Source organism: Bacillus sp. FDAARGOS_527, from assembly GCF_003812125.1.
GTDB classification, from domain to species: Bacteria; Bacillota; Bacilli; order Bacillales; family Bacillaceae_G; genus Bacillus_A; species Bacillus_A paranthracis.
This window is the reverse complement of the sequence record NZ_CP033795.1, coordinates 1845917-1863809: the sequence shown is the minus strand read 5'-3', so window position 1 is coordinate 1863809 and position 17893 is coordinate 1845917. Positions and strand designations below refer to the sequence as shown.

Below are 17893 nucleotides of genomic sequence, written 5' to 3'. Positions count from 1 at the left end.
GGTGATCTCTCTAATGCATGTGAAAGTAGTTGTATTAGTTTTATGGATCATATTCTTATTTGTTTTAGAAAATATAGTGAGAAAAAGACTAAATATACCGAAACAAAAAGGATGGAATAATAAATATGTAAACAAGCTGCATAAATGGGGAAACAGGATTATTATTTTTTCTTATATAGTAGTTATAAGTATATGCTCTTTTCTTTCGAATCCTCTATACATGGGTTTTCTACCTTTTCTGTTTTTAATTACATTATATAGTTTCGAATCATATATGGAATGGAAATATGATCGTGAATCAAAGGAGTTTTTGATATCCTTAGGTGGAGCTATTTCATTAATCATAACGGGGGTAATACTATATTTCCTTATTTAATACATATTGATTACAACACTATCGTAAAATCATATAATGAGCAATTATAAGGAGAGAAGAAATGAAAAATCCTCGATTACGTGCTGAAGCAATGATTGTAAATAAAGATCATTCTAAAGTACTAGTACAATGTGATTTAAATGAATCATTTTATCGTTTTCCAGGAGGCTCTATTGAATTTGGTGAACCAGCAAAAGAAGCGATAATACGAGAATTAATGGAAGAATACGATTTGAAAATTGATGTCCAAGAGCTAGCTGTTGTAAATGAGCATATTTTCGAGTGGAACAACGAAAAAGGACATCATTGTACATTGATATATTGGGGAACTGTTCAAGAGATGGTTACAAATGAAATAAGGCATAAAGAACATGAGAATATTATATTAATATGGAAGAGCATGGAGGAATTAAAGGAGAAGCCAACATATCCTGAAGGAATTGTAAGTTATTTAGAAGAGAATAACCATAATATAGTCCACTTTGTTTCTAAAAATATATAAAGTAATTGGAGGGATAACAATGGATACCTCTACAATTTTAATTATTATTATTGGACTGGGTATAGGTGGTTACTTTTTAGAACAGTTTTTAAGAAGAAAATTAAATATGGAGAAAAGAGGCTTTTTTGGATATAAGCATGTGAATAGCTTGCATGTGAAATTGGAAATAGGATTGTTCTTTATTTATTTCGTAAGTAGTATCATTTATGTTAATAGTAATGAAAATGCAAATGTAGGATATGCCCTTTTCATTTTTTTGGAACATTATGGACGTTAAGGGCATGGATGGAGTGGAAATATGATAGGGAATCGAAGGAATATATTCTTTCGATAATCGTTTTATTGGCATTTATAGTTATGATTTCATTGCTCATTTACTTTGATCCGTTTTCAATTTAAAACGAAAAGAATAAAAAAAGGGGATGGAATAATTTGGGGCTAAATAAGATAATTGAAAGAATTCAAGAAAAATGTACGGAACAATCAGTTATAATAATAGGTATTGATGGCTGTGGCGGTGCAGGTAAAAGTACGTTAGCAAATAAAATAAAAAGTAATTTTTCAACTGTAACGATTGTTCATATGGATGATTTTTATTTACCATCTGCAAAGATTGAAAATGAAAATCCTACGAATAAATCAATTGGTGCAGATTTTGACTGGAAACGCCTTTTAGAAGAAGTTTTAAATCCTATTAGTAATGGACTAGAAGGGCGTTATAAGCGTTATGATTGGGAAAAGGATTCTTTAGTTGGATCCCATATTGTTTCTGCCAGTGGTATTGTAATTATTGAAGGTGTATATGCAACACGTCAGGAGCTAGCGGGAATGTATGATTTAAAAATATGGGTGAATTGTCCTCGTGAAACACGTATAAAAAGAGGAATTGCTAGAGATGGAGAAGCTGCGCGTGATATGTGGGAAAACAATTGGATGATTGCTGAAGATATGTATGTAGAAAGTCATAAGCCACATGAATTTGCAGATTTTATTATTGATGGTACAAATAATGAGGTAACTAATAAATAAGAAACCATTTACTACTAAATGGTTTCTTATGTAATTTAAGCATGTATTTTAGCTAATATCGATGTAATAAAATTTGTTTTATCCTCTGCATATTGATGTTTATCATTAGGATTAGCTTGTGAAAGTTGAATCTTCAACTGTTCATACTGTATACGAGCAGTTTTATTGACTATTAAGTAATCTCTGAATTGCAATTGTTCTATTAAATGTGTATTCCCTTTTTCATACATATGAATTTGATGAGTTCTTGGCTCACCTTTATTAAAGTAATATCGTTCAGGCAATACATCTTTTCTATATTTATAGTTTAGTAGTTCTAATTTTTTAATACAATGTATACCTTCCCTATAATTTTCTAATTCAATTGCTATATCAATAATGGGCTTTGCACTTAAATGTGGAATAGAAGTACTACCAATATGGTGTATCGCTAAAATATGTTCGCCAATTTGTTCCTCAATGAATTGTTTCTCCTTTACAAATTCAATTGCCCACTCTTCAGTCCACGGAACTAAAAACACTTTACCATATGGTAAACCTAACATTTAATTAGCGCCTCTTTCAAAATGTTTTTCAATAAAGGTAATTACATTTTCTTAAAGCTTCTCAAAACAAGATATTCCCACAATCTCCAAGGAAGAATTTTCTTTGCAAAGATCATAAATTTTACACCTTTACCGATTGGATAACGTAAATTCGTACGCTTAGACTCAGCAATTTCTACAATTTTATTAGCAACATCTATCGGATTACCAAATGTATCACTGCCGCTATTAATATGTTTTTGTATTTTATCCATATATTCTTTGTATGGAGAGGTAGTTTCAGAGTGATTTTCTGCTAATTGTTTACCAACTTCCCATATATTCGTGTTATAAGAACCAGGTTCCACTAAAGCAACATTTATTCCGAACGGTTTTACTTCTAAACGAAGGGATTCACTCCATCCTTCTAATGCATATTTGGAAGAAACGTAAGGAGATAGACCAGGAAATCCAACTTGACCACTAATGCTGCTTATATTAATAATTTTTCCGCTTTTTTGTTCTCTCATATATGGTAAAACAAGCTGAGTAATCGATATAGCTCCAAAAAAGTTCGTTTCAAATTGTTTACGGTATTCCTCTACTGGAATTTCTTCTACAAATCCACCATTGGCATATCCTGCATTATTAATGAGGAGGTCCACTTTGTTTATTTCTTTTAAAACTAATTGAAAGTTATGTAAAGAGTTTTGATCGGTTACATCTAATTGTTGAATTTTTATGTTTTGCTGTAAGTTGAGTTGAGTAACTTGAGATAATAAGTTTCCTTGTTTTTCAAGGTTTCTCATTGTTGCGATAACTAAATAATCTTTTTTTGCGAGTTCGAGTGTAGTTAATAGTCCAAATCCACTTGAAGCTCCTGTAATAACCGCGATTTGTTTATTCATTTTCTGCCAGCTTTCTTTTTCTTTTATCATAACGAGTTATGATAAGAAAATCTATTATTCTTACACTTTCTTTGAAAGCTATTCATGTTAATTCTATATTCTATGGTTTTTAAAGAGGGAATTATACGGACTTATCATATATAGAGAAGTGAGTATGAATACGTTTATGAAATGAGGGAAGAGAGATGGCCCATGTGAAAGATGTATTAGCAGATCAGTTATTAGCGAATGCGAACGATCCTAGTTGGTATATTCCGTTTTCAGATGCAGTTAAGGGTTTATCTGAGAGGGAAGCTTTCTGGAAACCGAATGAAGAGAGTAACAGTATAGCTGAAATTGTACAACATTTATTGTATTGGAATTCTACGTGGCAAACTAGATATAAAGAATCGAATGTGAATGCTGTGCCCTCTATTGGAGATAATAACAAAAGTTTTATGCTTTCAAATAATCAAACTTTCGATGAATTACGAGAAAAACTACTAGAGAAACTGTTACTATGGCAAAATCTCATAAATGAAGAAAAGGTTGAAAGTGATGTAGTGGGATTTCCTGTTTCTGCAAAGTGGTGGGAAGTGCTAGCCAATGTAACTACTCATAATGCATATCATATCGGTCAAATTATTTACATCCGAAAATTACAGAAGAGTTTTGATGGTGAATAAGATAATAATTTTCAAATTAGGTGAACAAAAGTGGACAAAACGAGACTAATGTCTCATTTTGTCCACTTTTTTATTTTCAACATAGAGAGAAAACCTATTAAATCAAGGATTGGAAATTGGCACGGTACTTGCAATATAAAAGATGAACAAGAAAATAGGAGGGCTGAACATGTTAAAAACAACTGAAAGTAAAGGGAATGGAATTACGAAAGAACAAGCTCGCTGGATGTACGAAAAAATGTTAGAGATTCGTAAGTTTGAAGATAAGGTGCATGAATTATTCGCGCAAGGCGTTCTGCCAGGTTTCGTCCATTTATACGCTGGGGAAGAAGCGGTAGCAGTTGGTGTATGTGCCCACTTAACGGATAGTGACAGTATTACAAGTACGCATAGAGGACATGGACACTGTATCGCAAAAGGTTGTGATTTAAACGGTATGATGGCTGAACTTTTCGGGAAAGCGACAGGATTATGTAAAGGTAAAGGCGGATCCATGCATATTGCTGATTTAGATAAAGGAATGCTTGGTGCAAATGGCATTGTAGGTGGTGGTTTCCCGCTTGCTTGCGGTTCAGCATTAACAGCTAAATATAAAGGAACGAAAGATGTAAGTGTTTGTTTCTTCGGTGATGGAGCAAATAATGAAGGAACATTCCATGAAGGGGTTAACTTAGCGGCGATTTGGAAGTTACCAGTTATTTTTATCGCTGAAAATAACGGTTACGGTGAAGCAACGACATTTGAATATGCTTCAAGTTGTGATTCTATTGCGGATCGTGCGAAAGCTTATAACATTCCAGGTGTTCAAGTGGATGGAAAAGATCTGCTAGCTGTATATAAAGCTGCTGAAGAAGCAGTAGAACGTGCGCGTAATGGCGGTGGTCCAACAATAATTGAATGTATGACATATCGTAATTACGGTCATTTCGAAGGTGAAGCACAAACGTATAAAACTTCAGAAGAAAAAGAAGAACATTTAAATGAAAAAGATGCGATTGTGAATTTCCGTAAGCATTTAATTCATGAAGCTTTATTAACTGAATCTGAGCTTGTAGATATGGAAAAGGCAGTAGATGAAGCGGTTCAAAAATCAATTGAATTTAGTGAAAATAGTCCATATCCAGAGGATGAAGAGTTATTAAAAGATGTATACGTTTCTTACAAATAAGAGGAGGGTGAAAAATAATGACTAGAACAGTAAGTATGTCAACTGCAATTAATGAAGCGATGAAAATATCGATGCGCCGTGATGAAAATGTAATTTTAATAGGAGAAGACGTTGCAGGTGGTGCACAAGTTGATCACTTGCAAGATGATGAAGCATGGGGCGGTGTTCTTGGTGTTACGAAAGGCCTGGTACAAGAATTTGGCCGAAATCGTATTTTAGATACACCAATTTCAGAAGCGGGTTACATGGGAGCAGCAATGGCAGCTGCGGCAACAGGACTACGTCCGATTGCTGAATTAATGTTTAATGATTTTATCGGTAGTTGTCTTGATCAAGTATTAAACCAAGGTGCAAAGTTCCGCTATATGTTCGGTGGTAAAGCGAAAGTGCCAGTTACAGTACGTACAATGCATGGTGCAGGTTTTAGCGCAGCTGCACAACATTCACAAAGTTTGTATGCGTTATTTACGAGCATTCCAGGTATAAAAGTTGTCGTTCCTTCTACTCCATATGACGCAAAAGGCTTACTATTAGCGGCAATTGAAGATGATGATCCGGTAATCTTCTTTGAAGATAAAACACTCTACAATATGAAGGGTGAAGTGCCAGAAGGTTATTACACAATTCCATTAGGAAAAGCGGATATTAAACGGGAAGGTTCTGACGTAACAATCGTCGCAATTGGAAAACAAGTTCATACAGCACTTGCGGCTGCTGAGCAATTATCGAAAAAAGGACTTGAAGTAGAAGTAATTGATCCACGTTCTTTATCACCACTGGATGAAGATACGATTTTAGCATCAGTTGAAAAAACAAATCGCCTTATTGTTATTGATGAAGCAAACCCAAGATGTAGTATCGCAACAGATATTGCGGCAATTGTAGCGGATAAAGGATTTGATTTGTTAGATGCACCTATTAAACGAATTACAGCACCACATACACCAGTTCCGTTCTCGCCACCACTTGAAAAGTTATATTTACCAACGCCGGAAAAAGTAATTGAAACTGTATCAGAAATGATCGGAGACCAAACTTTATTACATGTGTAATAAAACGATGAGAAGGGAGAGAGAAGCATGGCTGTAGAAGTTGTAATGCCGAAGTTAGGTATGGCGATGAAAGAAGGTATTATTACGAGCTGGAATATTAAAGCAGGCGATCATGTCTCAAAAGGTGAACTAATTGCTAGTATTAATTCGGAAAAAATCGAAACGGAAATAGAAGCACCAGCTGATGGAACTGTTCTTGATATAGCTGTTAGTGAAGATGAGGGAGTTCCACCTGGCACTGTCATTTGCTATATCGGTAAGCTGAACGAAAAAGTAGAAATCAATGAAAGTATAAATGTTGTAGAAGAAAAAGCACCTAATCTAGAGCCTAAAAAGGTCCAACATCCAGAACCATATGCGAAAGAAGTGGCGAAGAAAAGAATCAAAATTTCACCTGTAGCGAAGAAAATTGCAAAGTCTGAAAATCTAGATATCAAAGCATTAGTTGGTACAGGCCCTGGCGGAAGGATTATAAAAGTAGACGTATTAAAAGCGATTGAAGAAAGAGTAACAATTCCAGAAGTACTTGAACAAGAAGAAAGTAAAGTAATTCCTGTTACTGGTATGCGGAAAGCAATCGCAAACCGTATGCATGCAAGTTTACAAAATAGTGCGCAATTAACATTAACGATGAAAGTAGATGTGACAGATTTAGTTGCTTTACATAAAGAAATAGCGGCAGTTGTACAAAAACGATACGATAACAAACTAACTATTACGGATTTCGTTTCTCGTGCTGTTGTATTAGCACTTGGAGAGCATAAAGAAATGAACAGCGCTTATATGGATGATACAATTCATCAATTTGAACATGTTCATTTAGGCATGGCAGTCGCATTAGAAAAAGGATTAGTCGTTCCAGCTATTCGCTTTGCTAATAATCTATCTTTAGTAGAGTTATCTAAACAAATTAAAAACGTTGCACAAAAAGCAAGAGAAGGTAGTTTAAGTAGTGATGATATGCAAGGGACAACCTTTACAATTAGTAATTTAGGTAGCTTCGGTATTGAATATTTTACGCCAGTATTAAATACACCTGAAACTGGTATTTTAGGTGTAGGTGCAATTGAACATGTTCCAGTATATAAAGGGAAGAAAATAAAAAAAGGCAGTATGTTACCTTTAAGTTTAACATTCGATCATCGTGTATTAGATGGTGCACCAGCAGCTGCATTTTTACGCACAATTAAACGTTATTTAGAAGAACCTGTAACAATTCTTTTATAAAGAGAAGGTGAGAGAATGAGTAAACTAGTCGTTATTGGTGGCGGACCTGCTGGCTATGTAGCGGCAATTACCGCAGCTCAAAATGGAAAAGATGTCACTCTTATTGATGAAGCTGATCTTGGCGGGACTTGTTTAAATGTTGGGTGCATGCCTACAAAATCATTGTTAGAAAGTGCAGAAGTGCATGACATTGTGAGAAAAGCGAATCATTATGGAGTTATACTCAATAATGGAAGTATATCAATTGATTGGAAGCAAATGCAGGCGAGGAAATCACAAATTGTAACGCAGCTCGTTCAAGGAATTCAATATTTAATGAAGAAAAATAAAATAAAAGTTATACAAGGTAAAGCGAACTTTGAAACGGATCATCGTGTGCGAGTTATATACGGTGATAAAGAAGATGTAGTAGATGGAGAACAGTTCATTATAGCGGCAGGTTCAGAACCGACTGCATTACCCTTTGCTCCATTTGACGGAAAGTGGATTTTAAATAGTAGCCATGCAATGTCCATAGATTATATACCAAAATCATTATTAATCGTTGGCGGTGGTGTAATAGGATGCGAGTTTGCAAGTATTTATAGTCGTCTTGGAACAAAAGTTACGATTGTTGAAATGGCACCGCAATTATTACCAGGTGAAGATGAAGATATCGCACACATTTTAAGAGGGAAACTAGAAAATGATGGTGTAGAAATATTTACAGGAGCAGCTTTAAAAGGATTAAATAATTATAAGAAGCAGGCTTCATTTGAATATGAAGGAAGTATCGAAGAAGTTAATCCAGAATTTGTTCTCGTTTCTGTCGGCCGAAAACCACGTGTACAACAATTAGATTTAGAAAAAGCAGGCATTCAATATTCAAATAAAGGAATTTCTGTGAATGAACATATGCAAACCAATGTATCACATATTTATGCAGCAGGAGATGTGATTGGTGGAATCCAGCTTGCTCACGTTGCATTCCATGAAGGAACGACGGCAGCATTACACGCGAGTGGAGAAGATGTAAAAGTAAACTACCATGCTGTACCTCGCTGTATTTATACCGCTCCAGAAATTGCTAGTGTCGGTTTAACAGAAAAAGATGCAAGAGAGAAGTATGGTGACATACAAATTGGAGAATTTCCTTTTACAGCAAACGGAAAAGCGCTTATTATTGGCGAACAAACAGGTAAAGTAAAAGTTATTGTGGAACCAAAATATCAAGAAATTGTTGGAATTTCTATTATTGGTCCACATGCAACAGAACTAATTGGTCAAGGAACTGTAATGATTCATACGGAAGTTACTGCCGATATTATGAGAGATTATATTGCAGCGCATCCAACTTTATCTGAAGCGATTCATGAAGCTTTATTGCAAGCGGTAGGACATGCTGTACACGCTTAAATGGAATTATAATAAACCACTATTCTCTAAATGAATAAGAGAATAGTGGTTTGAATTTTTACGGGAGAAATTGAATATCCTATTATTTTTTTACGTCAATCGCTGAAGTAATATCGTTCCAATCAGCAGCTAAATTAGCAGTTTTACCGTACCAATCCGCATGTTTGAATACAACACCTTTTCCATAGCCTTGTGTTGAAGTATGCTCCCAAAGTGTCGTTGAATAACTTGCTGAAGGTGATGCTGTACTTACAGAGGAAATTCTGTCGTTCCAGCTAGATGGTAAGTTTTTAAAGCTGCTGCTCCAGTAAATATATTGACCACCTTTATCTTTATGTTCATAAAAATCAGTACTACCAGCACCGCTACCTAAAGGATTAATTTTATTTTTAAGTACTTTTTTATCCTTTTCAATATAAGCATCTAATGTTTCTCTACTAGTAAAACCGTAAGCTAACCAATCTCCATTTTCATTTTGCTCTGGTAATACCATAGTAATTTGGATGTCTTTCTTATCTTGATCACTTAATTTTGTAAGTGAATTAACATTCTGTTCATCCACTTTTAAATAATCAAAAGACTTAATTGTGTTACTTTTTTCTTCAGCACTTGCTACTCCTAGTCCTCCAGTTAATGCAAATCCCGCTACTAATGTACCTGCTACTAATTTTTTCAACATATAACCATCCCTTTTTGTTTAGATTTTTGTACAGGTGAATATTTGTACTAGTAAAATGTATTCTAATTATAAACTATTGTAAATATTCTGAAGTTTTAGAAATAAAAGGCGGAATATTTACAGTTTTGCATTTTTTCTTTAGAAAAAATGGTTATTAGAATGATATAATAAATAGATATATCACTTTTGTTGGATGTTAAAATGTTTTAGGAGGGAAGCTGAAGAAGTAACGATTTGTGCAAAAGATGTATTGCTGGAGATAGATTACTAGTAAACTTGATTACTTTACAAACAAAAAAACAGTCGTATTTGACTGTTTTTTATTTAATTGCTAAATTATCAAGTTTCCAATATGTATCTGTTAATGGCGCAGCTTTGCTATCTATGTATAAATACATATTATTTAAATCTTTTGGAGAATCTTTCATATTAAATACAATGTCGGTAGTTAAAGAAAACTCAGATGGAACCTTTTTAGCATTTTCATTTTGTATAACTTCACCTTTGTATTTTTTACCCGTTTTTTCATCTTTTATGAAATATTTTATTTCTGAAAGATCTATCGTTTGTCCGTCAACACGAGCATTATTTATAGTAACGCGAGCTGTGAGACGCCACTCTTTGTCTATTTTTTCAAATTTAGCATTTTCAACAGTTGCTCTATAGTATTCGTTTTTAAAGATTTCCCCATAGTGCATTGCATTTTTTGCTAGAGTGCTTTTTTCTTGTTTTGGTGTAGCATTTCCACTACATCCTGCCATTATCCCTGTAAATAATAATGCTGTACAAGTTACTTTCATTAAAGATTTCATAGTAATTCCTTTCTGTATTAAAAAGTAAAACATAGGAATAATTTTACATCAATAGGAAGATAAATGGAAGTGTGTTTGTGGAATATGCAAATATACATTTATTTATTTGTTAATTTAATGGGGTAGAAAAAGGGAAAAAACCTGTATAGAGCTGAATAAAGAAGTATTGAAAATATTGTAAAATAGAAAAAACATGCATATAATTAAAAGATGGATAAATTTTCCGAATATTCAATGATGGTGGTGAGAACATGTTTACTGAAGAGCGTAGAGAGAAAATTTTGGAATTACTTAAGAAAAATGGAAGGGTAATTGCAAAGGATCTTGCGGAAAGTTTCGATATGTCTATCGATTCTATAAGAAGAGATTTGTCTATTATGGAGAAGGGTGGCTTGTTAAAAAGAACACATGGAGGAGCAATTGAACTTGCTAGAGTACGGAATTTAGCTACCAAGCCATTGAAACGTTATAGTAATGGTTCTGTATATGAAGACGCAATTGCAAAAATCGCAGCTTCTTATATACAAGAAGGAGATTCCGTTTTTATTGGTGGAGCTTCTATTCATTATGCCATGTTAAAATATTTACCTGAAACATCATTTACAGTTGTTACGAATGCTTTAGAAATTGCTAGTACGTTACGGGAATATAAGAACATTGATACGTACTTAATTGGTGGAAAGGTGAAACCATCAGGAAATATGACAGATACACTTGCCTCAGAATTGATAAGTAGACTCTCTATTGATCTGTATTTCTCTACAGGTGGTGGCATTTCATTGAATGGTATAAGTACTGCAACGCCTGAAGTTGCTTTTTTTAGTAAAACAGTAAGTAAGATTGCTAGAAGAAATATTTGTTTAGCTCCTCACAATAAACTTGGAATAGACTACTTTATAAAAGGAGAGTCACTGATTGAAATTGACATTATAATAACAGATTCGGAGGCTAGTAAAGAAACAATTCAAGAATTTAAGAAACAAGGTAAAAAAATTATAATAGCACCAATAGACTGCATTTAAAAGGAGTTTGAAATGATTATAAAAGGGCAAGAGTTTCACATAAATGGATTAGTTTATACAATTCGTTCTGCAGCTGAAACAGATGCGGAACAGTTGTCGGAAATTAGAGTTCAGATCGATGGAGAAACTGAAAATATGGATAGAGAAGCTGGAGAGGGATTTATAGATAAGATAGGGTTTCAAAAAATAATAAAAACAGATAGTGACGAGACAAAGAATCTGTTTTTAGTTGCAGAAGTGCACAACCGAATCGTTGGGTTTTCTAGATGTGAAGGTTCAAATCTGAAGAGGTTATCTCATAAAGTAGAATTTGGCGTTTGTATTTTAAAAGAGTTTTGGGGATATGGAATGGGTAAGAGTCTATTGCAACAATCTATTCATTGGGCTGATGAAAATGAGATTAAAAAGATATCATTACAAGTATTAGAAACAAATGAAAAAGCCATTCAGCTATATAAAAAATTAGGTTTTGAAGTAGAAGGTATTTTAAAAAATGATAAAAGGCTGTCGGATGGGAAGTATTATAATACGGTTGTAATGGGAAGGTGTATTTGAGTCTGTTCATTAAAGAGGTGGAAATGTATGTTTTATAGAAGAAAGTACTATATAGTAAAAAATGAATTTATTAAAATTTTTAATGATCATTTCAATCATACGAACTTACCTAATCAGTTAAAGCATGGCTCTAGGCTAATAGGACGCTGGATGAAAGATAATAAGAATGGTACGACCGAAGTGTTTGCCATATGGGAATATGATAGTTATGAACAGTATAAAGAAATAGAATCAAAGATTAGAAATGACGAGAAACATGCTAGAAGAATACATGAATGGTATGAAAAACATGGCGGAAGAGAATATGTTTTACAGGAGTACATAGTAGAGATGAAAAATGAAGAGTTAGTGTGTACTGTAAAGTGATAGAGAGGTGAGGGATAATGGGAATGAAAACAAAATTATATTTTAGTGTAGCATCCACAATTTTATTTGCAATAGCCGTGATTGTTTTCTTTATAAATGGCAATCCACAAAAGTGGTTTTGGTTATGTATTTTCTTTGCTTCCATTATACAAAATATAGTGCTACTAAAAAAGAATAAAGAAGTGCATTAAGATATTCAAATTATTAACATATTTGTGTCGTCTTTCTAGTTTTGTTGAAAACGCTTTTATTCAGTTTTATAATAAAAGTATGTTTTTTACAGATCTCCAAAACAATGAATAGGGAGATGATACAATGCTAGCTTCACCGTTTTACTTACATACATGGAAAAGGTTTGTTGATGAAGGTGTCCTTGATTCGAACCGTATAAACGAAAGAATTTCAGAGTCATGGTATCGATGTAAACAAGCAAATGTGAATCCTCATATGAATAAAGGTCAGAAAATTTTGTCTTCTAATATTTTTCAAGACCAAAAGAAAAAGAGTGAAATCTTCCTAGATATAGCAATACCTCAAATACAAAATATGAGAAAAACCATTGATGAACTGCAAATGATGGCATTATTAATCGATCCAGACGGTTACGTTCTATCGTTAAGTGGAAATAAACAAACGTTGCAACGAGCGAAACAGATTAATTTCATTGAAGGTGTGAAATGGACGGAAGCAGCTGTTGGTACAAATGCGATAGGAACCGCGCTTGAGATTGAAGAGGCTATTATGATAAGTGGTACGGAGCATTATTCTGTCGCATCTCATAGCTGGAGCTGTGCGGCCGCTCCCATTCATAACGATGATGGGAAATTAATTGGCGTTCTAGATTTCTCCTGTCCAATTGAATTTTCGCATCCATATATGCTCGGAATGGTAACTTCGATCGCACATGCGATTGAACGTGAATGTAGTATTCGAGTACATCAAAATGAACTGCATTTAATCCATCGTTTTTTAGATGTAATTGACAGTGATGAACAAGTTGTAATTTGTAATCATCGTGATGTTATCGTTTCTGCAAGCAAGAGGGTTCGGGAACGAGTATGTAATTGGTCACGGATGAAACTTGAAGATTTAATGCACTATGGATTGAAAACTAAATTAGAAGTTCCAGTATACAGTAATAATAGAATGATTGGGAAATGTATTTATGTAAAGGGAAATAAACAAGAAAAATTATTTTTAACTTCCCCATTTATAAATGGTATCACTTTTCCTGGAGTAATTGGGACAAGTAGTACATTTCAACATACTTTAGAAGAAATTAAGCTTGTATCACCAACTGACGCTAGTGTATATGTTTGTGGTGAAACAGGTGTAGGAAAAGAATATGTAGCGAGAGCGATTCATGAAAATAGTCCAAGAAAAAATGGTCCATTTATAGCTGTTAACTGCGGTTCATTACCGAAAGAATTAATGGAAAGTGAATTGTTCGGTTATGCTGAAGGAGCGTTTACAGGTGCACGGCGCCAAGGATATAAAGGGAAATTCGAACAAGCAGACGGAGGAACAATATTTTTAGATGAAATTGGTGAAGTGCCACCAGAGATGCAAGTCGCATTATTGCGTGTTTTACAAGAACGAACAGTAAACCCAATTGGCAGTTCAAAAGAGATACCAGTAAATATTCGTATTATTACTGCGACACATAAAGATTTATTGCGATTAGTAGAAGAAGGAAAATTCCGTCAAGATTTATATTATCGTTTACATGTTTATCCACTATATGTCCCATCGTTAATAGAAAGAAAAGAGGATATTCCGTACTTCATAAAACATTTTTGCAAACGAAAGAATTGGAATGTTGTATTTCCAAAAAGTATTTGTAATCAATTTTCTCAGCATACATGGCCCGGAAATATTCGAGAATTATTAAATGTATTAGAACGCATATACATTTTGTCGCAAGGACGAGAAATATGCGAAAAACAAATCTCTTTTTTATTACAAACAATGATGGGAAATCAACCTCATTTTGAATTGCAAGCAGAAAATAAAACAGAGAAAACATTAAATTTCCGTGAAAAAATACAGCGTGATAGCATGATTGAAGCGTTAGAAAAGACAAATGGAAATGTTTCATTAGCTGCAAAACTTTTAGATGTACCTCGAAGTACATTTTATAAACGAATGCAAAAATATAAGTTATAAAGTAGATTTTTGTAATCTACTTTTTCTTTGTGGGCTCATGTTCTGTCGGAATGTGCGCTTACCGGGGAAATAATAGAATAGTTAGAAATTAATTTCCGGAAGGAGGACTTATGTGAAGTATATTGAAATTGGCATCGGAAATAAGTGGTTCGTTCGAACAGAAACCGAAAATAAAGATGGAACTGAATTTGAAGAACGAGGAATTATAAAACCTATTTATTTTGAGTCATTATATGTACGAGTGTGGTTTCGAAAAACGTGTTTAATTTTTGATACGAAAGAAGGGTTTAAAAAAGTTAAGAAGAGGAGGATTGAATATAAATTTATAGTTGGAATTGTAAGTAGACTGGATAAAGAAAAAGTGGGCTAACATGCGTAGTTATATTGGACAGGAAATTCTTTTCACTTATATCAAATTCATGAAAAGCACTTTTACTAAATATAAATTGTTAATAAAACCGCTAAGGAAACTTAGCGGTTTCTTTTAAAAAGGAGGGATTTTCGTATGAATAGGATCGTAACGGTTTTACTTGCAATTATTATAATGGGGTATTCCATTTATAGTTGGAATAATACTTCGGAAATGAGTATGCTAATTTTACAAACGCTTTTAGGTTTTATGTTAGTTAGCTTAGGGGTGCAAAATTTAAAAAATAACGAAAAAGAAAATAGAAGTATAGGGATAGCTTTATTACTTGTGGCTTTGTTTTTAATTGTTGTATCTTTAATAAAATATTTTGTATGAATAAGTTTTTAAATTAATAAAAAATTAAAATTCTACTTGTATTTCACTATATAAAATATGGCATAATGATTTAGTTAAAATAGAAATGGATAGGGTATTTGAGAGGGGCAGTATAATGAGTTTTGCAATTGAAATAGTAATAAAAGCACCAATGGATGTTGTATGTGACTACATAATAGAAGATGAAAAAATAAAAGAATGGAATACGTTTATAATAGAAAATCGCTATCCTTCAAATATGGATAAAGAAAATCCACGTGTGGGAGATAAATATATTACTGTTCAAAAAGTCGGTAAGAAAATATTGGAGGCAGAAGTAGAAATTCTTGAATACGATGCACCCTATATTATTTCACTTGGCAGTGAAATGAAGCAAGGTTATTCGGCAATGACTTATATGTTAGAAGAAGATGAGGAGGGTACAGCACTTACATTAATTTCAGAATATGAACCTAGTAATTTTTATTATAAAATTATGTATAAGTTAACAGGCTGGATTTCACGAGGTTTAACTATGGAACAAATGGAACGTCTAGCAGAATGTGTAGAAGCTGCTTATCAGAAAGAAGATTAAGATTAAAAATATATTAAGGTAAAAGCGTTACTCAATCTCGTGAGTAACGCTTTTACTGTTTGAAGATTTTTTATTGAAAATCTCAATAGCTCTTTCATATATTTCTTTATCAACACAAAATCTTTCTGTTATCCAATAATTAAGTTCAGAAGATGTAATGATTTGTTCTCTTTTCTTACCTTGGAAATATCGTTTTAAAACATTATCATTAATAGAAGTTGGAATACTATCGATATAACCGAAAATCTGAATTTTATTTAATACAGGGGATGTATACCAATCGTTAGACTTTGTAATGAGTTCTTTCATACTTGATAAATGTATTGGATCTGTATGTAAGATTTTTGTTGGACCTGGATCTCTAGTAATTTTAATCCTATTATTTGAGACTTCATAAGTGAAAGTTTCTCTTACATTACTTACTTGAAATGATTCATAAAGTGGGTAAGCTTGGAATAAAGGTGCACAATAACCAACATCAACATAATAAGGTTGGTCTAAGTTAACCCGTAAGCATAAATGTCCGGGATCCATATACATATAATGAACATTAAAACCAAGATTTGATAATAACCAATGGAATCCAATTGAGCACGTCCAACAAGTACCCCCGAGACCTTTTGTTGTAATACGGTTTATGTATGTCTCAATGGAAGGAAAATAATTACCTGTTTCATTACCCTTTTCCCGGTCAATTATTTTAGTGAGGGTTTCCCATTTTATTTTTTCTTGATGAGCTTTAATAAGCTCATTTAAAAACTTTAAGCTAGTAGGCTGTTTTGTCGTACCTAAAAATGATAGAAAGCTATTTACTAGTTGTACTTGGGTCATTTTCTTATCCTTTCTATATAGAAATTGTTATTGGTATTAGTATACAATAAGTTTCAGAAAATACAGTTATTTATTAATGGAGTGGGAGAGAATTATATGTCGATGTCGCTATATTATAAAAAAATCCGTGAGAAATTAGGCCATGAACTAATTCTAATACCGAGTGTAGCTGCTGTTATTAAAAATGAGCAAGGGAAAATCTTGTTTCAATATCCTGGTGGAGAATACTGGAGTTTGCCAGCTGGAGCAATTGAACCTGGAGAAGCTCCAGAAGAAGCAGTAATTCGGGAAGTATGGGAAGAAACAGGATTGAAAGTACAAGTAAAAAAACAAAAAGGGGTATTTGGAGGGGAAGAGTTTCGTTATACATATGCAAATGGAGATAAGGTAGAATATATTGTTGTTGTATTTGAGTGTGAAATTAGCGGTGGCGAGTTGAAATCGATAGATGGTGAATCGTTAAAACTAAAATACTTCCCTTTATCTGAAAAGCCCCTTTTAGCATTGCCATACCCAGATAAAATATTTTTATAGTTGTAAAATAGCACACCGTATTTATTGCAGGTGTGCTATTTATATAACCCCGTCGTATACATCTCCGTTAACGTATACACAATTTCCTCTAAGTTAATCTTTTTGTCATTTTGCGTAATAGTCCAAAGAAACGATTCATTCATCGCGAACCAACCGCGTGCTACAATCTCTTTATTTAAATTAGGTTGTGCTAATCCACTTTCTTGAGAGTATGTAATATCCTGTTTAATGCTTTTTATAAAACGTTCCCGAATCTCCTCCCATTTTTGCCGTATTTCTCTTGATAATCCTATTGCTTCTTCTACAACTTGTAAAATAGCGCGTTCTTCATCTGCTAATTGCAGGAATGCTCTAACTTGATTTTGGATCATTATACGTGCTTCCTTTTTTGTTTGTGGAGAAAAAGAGCGTTCAGCGATATTATAAAAACGATTCATAACATCTTCCATTAAACTAATTAGGAAATCATCTTTGTTTTTAAAGTATACATATGCCGTTCCGTAACCAGTTTCTGCATGTTTTATAATTTGTGTAATTGTTGTTTTTTGAAATCCGTTACGTATAAAAATAGTGTAACCAGAGTGTAATAGTTTCTTCTTTGTTTCTAAGGAGCGGTGTTTTCTTGATGAAAGAGTCGTGTTTTTCAAAGAATCACCTCTTTATACTGAAATATCTGAAAATATAACTGTATTGTAAAAGAAATTCATATATAAAGTCAACTGACATAATATCATTGACGTTATATCAACTAAGGTGATATATT

The 17893-nt window shown here is 33.4% G+C and carries 22 protein-coding genes and 1 pseudogene; 17 read left to right on the top strand and 6 right to left on the bottom strand.

Features of this window, described 5'->3' with window-relative positions; genetic code table 11:
- Positions 1-13: 13 nt before the first annotated feature.
- The 4 genes and pseudogenes from EGX95_RS12045 to EGX95_RS12030 all read left to right on the top strand — a co-directional run bounded on the left by EGX95_RS12045 (position 14) and on the right by EGX95_RS12030 (position 1907).
- Complete coding sequence (locus tag EGX95_RS12045) at positions 14-376, top strand: DUF4181 domain-containing protein (RefSeq protein ID WP_000558207.1); 363 nt, start codon at positions 14-16, stop codon at positions 374-376.
- 61 nt (positions 377-437) lie between these two features.
- The gene (locus EGX95_RS12040) at positions 438-878 is read left to right on the top strand and encodes an NUDIX domain-containing protein (protein ID WP_000795409.1); all 441 of its coding nucleotides are present in this window, start codon (positions 438-440) and stop codon (positions 876-878) included.
- A gap of 19 nt (positions 879-897) precedes the next feature.
- Positions 898-1277, top strand: a pseudogene (locus EGX95_RS12035) (DUF4181 domain-containing protein).
- Positions 1278-1310: 33 nt separating this feature from the next.
- Positions 1311-1907, top strand: coding sequence for a uridine kinase family protein (locus tag EGX95_RS12030; RefSeq protein WP_000523944.1), 597 nt, complete (start codon positions 1311-1313; stop codon positions 1905-1907).
- Between the two features lie 35 nt (positions 1908-1942).
- On the opposite strand, the gene EGX95_RS12025 is transcribed toward EGX95_RS12030, so the two are convergent.
- Complete coding sequence (locus tag EGX95_RS12025; RefSeq protein ID WP_000901193.1) at positions 1943-2452, bottom strand: GrpB family protein; 510 nt, start codon at positions 2450-2452, stop codon at positions 1943-1945.
- A 41-nt stretch (positions 2453-2493) separates the two neighbouring features.
- Positions 2494-3339, bottom strand: a complete 846-nt coding sequence (locus EGX95_RS12020; protein ID WP_001041244.1) for an oxidoreductase — start codon at positions 3337-3339, stop codon at positions 2494-2496.
- 185 nt (positions 3340-3524) lie between these two features.
- On the opposite strand from EGX95_RS12020, the gene EGX95_RS12015 reads away from it, so the two are divergent.
- From EGX95_RS12015 to lpdA, 5 genes are all read left to right on the top strand, one after another.
- Entirely contained in the window at positions 3525-4004 is a 480-nt protein-coding gene (locus EGX95_RS12015) for a DinB family protein (RefSeq protein ID WP_000951611.1), read from the top strand.
- 169 nt (positions 4005-4173) lie between these two features.
- Positions 4174-5172, top strand: a complete 999-nt coding sequence (acoA, locus tag EGX95_RS12010) for an acetoin:2,6-dichlorophenolindophenol oxidoreductase subunit alpha (protein WP_000921306.1) — start codon at positions 4174-4176, stop codon at positions 5170-5172.
- 17 nt (positions 5173-5189) lie between these two features.
- Positions 5190-6224: an acetoin:2,6-dichlorophenolindophenol oxidoreductase subunit beta gene (gene acoB, locus EGX95_RS12005; protein WP_000198894.1), complete on the top strand. Its 1035-nt coding sequence runs from the start codon at positions 5190-5192 to the stop codon at positions 6222-6224.
- Positions 6225-6251: 27 nt separating this feature from the next.
- On the top strand, positions 6252-7451 hold the full coding sequence (locus EGX95_RS12000; protein WP_000257749.1) for a dihydrolipoamide acetyltransferase family protein: 1200 nt from the start codon (positions 6252-6254) through the stop codon (positions 7449-7451).
- Between the two features lie 15 nt (positions 7452-7466).
- Complete coding sequence (gene lpdA, locus EGX95_RS11995; RefSeq protein ID WP_000041189.1) at positions 7467-8846, top strand: dihydrolipoyl dehydrogenase; 1380 nt, start codon at positions 7467-7469, stop codon at positions 8844-8846.
- Between the two features lie 82 nt (positions 8847-8928).
- Here lpdA and EGX95_RS11990 read toward each other — a convergent pair whose 3' ends face one another.
- Together EGX95_RS11990 and EGX95_RS11985 are read right to left on the bottom strand one after the other, a co-directional pair.
- Positions 8929-9525: a hypothetical protein gene (locus tag EGX95_RS11990; protein ID WP_000914457.1), complete on the bottom strand. Its 597-nt coding sequence runs from the start codon at positions 9523-9525 to the stop codon at positions 8929-8931.
- Positions 9526-9845: 320 nt separating this feature from the next.
- The gene (locus EGX95_RS11985) at positions 9846-10337 is read right to left on the bottom strand and encodes a hypothetical protein (RefSeq protein WP_000838799.1); all 492 of its coding nucleotides are present in this window, start codon (positions 10335-10337) and stop codon (positions 9846-9848) included.
- Between the two features lie 251 nt (positions 10338-10588).
- Here EGX95_RS11985 and EGX95_RS11980 point away from each other — a divergent pair, with 251 nt between their 5' ends.
- The 7 genes from EGX95_RS11980 to EGX95_RS11950 all read left to right on the top strand — a co-directional run bounded on the left by EGX95_RS11980 (position 10589) and on the right by EGX95_RS11950 (position 15765).
- Positions 10589-11359 carry a DeoR/GlpR family DNA-binding transcription regulator gene (locus EGX95_RS11980; RefSeq protein ID WP_000493630.1) on the top strand — a complete coding sequence of 257 codons (771 nt, stop codon included), beginning with the start codon at positions 10589-10591 and terminating at the stop codon, positions 11357-11359.
- Between the two features lie 12 nt (positions 11360-11371).
- Positions 11372-11914, top strand: coding sequence for a GNAT family N-acetyltransferase (locus tag EGX95_RS11975; RefSeq protein ID WP_000584346.1), 543 nt, complete (start codon positions 11372-11374; stop codon positions 11912-11914).
- 27 nt (positions 11915-11941) lie between these two features.
- Positions 11942-12280 carry an NIPSNAP family protein gene (locus EGX95_RS11970; RefSeq protein WP_000499967.1) on the top strand — a complete coding sequence of 113 codons (339 nt, stop codon included), beginning with the start codon at positions 11942-11944 and terminating at the stop codon, positions 12278-12280.
- Between the two features lie 315 nt (positions 12281-12595).
- Positions 12596-14446 (top strand): sigma-54-dependent Fis family transcriptional regulator, encoded by a 1851-nt coding sequence (locus tag EGX95_RS11965; protein WP_000881440.1) that lies wholly within the window; start codon positions 12596-12598, stop codon positions 14444-14446.
- A 112-nt stretch (positions 14447-14558) separates the two neighbouring features.
- Positions 14559-14816, top strand: coding sequence for a DUF3977 family protein (locus EGX95_RS11960; RefSeq protein ID WP_000873834.1), 258 nt, complete (start codon positions 14559-14561; stop codon positions 14814-14816).
- Positions 14817-14951: 135 nt separating this feature from the next.
- Entirely contained in the window at positions 14952-15191 is a 240-nt protein-coding gene (locus EGX95_RS11955; RefSeq protein WP_001080082.1) for a DUF3953 domain-containing protein, read from the top strand.
- Positions 15192-15306: 115 nt separating this feature from the next.
- Entirely contained in the window at positions 15307-15765 is a 459-nt protein-coding gene (locus EGX95_RS11950; RefSeq protein WP_000006420.1) for an SRPBCC family protein, read from the top strand.
- Positions 15766-15792: 27 nt separating this feature from the next.
- On the opposite strand, the gene EGX95_RS11945 is transcribed toward EGX95_RS11950, so the two are convergent.
- Positions 15793-16596, bottom strand: a complete 804-nt coding sequence (locus EGX95_RS11945; RefSeq protein ID WP_000195529.1) for an arylamine N-acetyltransferase — start codon at positions 16594-16596, stop codon at positions 15793-15795.
- A 96-nt stretch (positions 16597-16692) separates the two neighbouring features.
- Here EGX95_RS11945 and EGX95_RS11935 point away from each other — a divergent pair, with 96 nt between their 5' ends.
- Entirely contained in the window at positions 16693-17130 is a 438-nt protein-coding gene (locus EGX95_RS11935; protein WP_000062912.1) for an NUDIX hydrolase, read from the top strand.
- 35 nt (positions 17131-17165) lie between these two features.
- On the opposite strand, the gene EGX95_RS11930 is transcribed toward EGX95_RS11935, so the two are convergent.
- Complete coding sequence (locus EGX95_RS11930; protein ID WP_000799599.1) at positions 17166-17777, bottom strand: TetR/AcrR family transcriptional regulator; 612 nt, start codon at positions 17775-17777, stop codon at positions 17166-17168.
- Positions 17778-17893 lie beyond the last annotated feature (116 nt).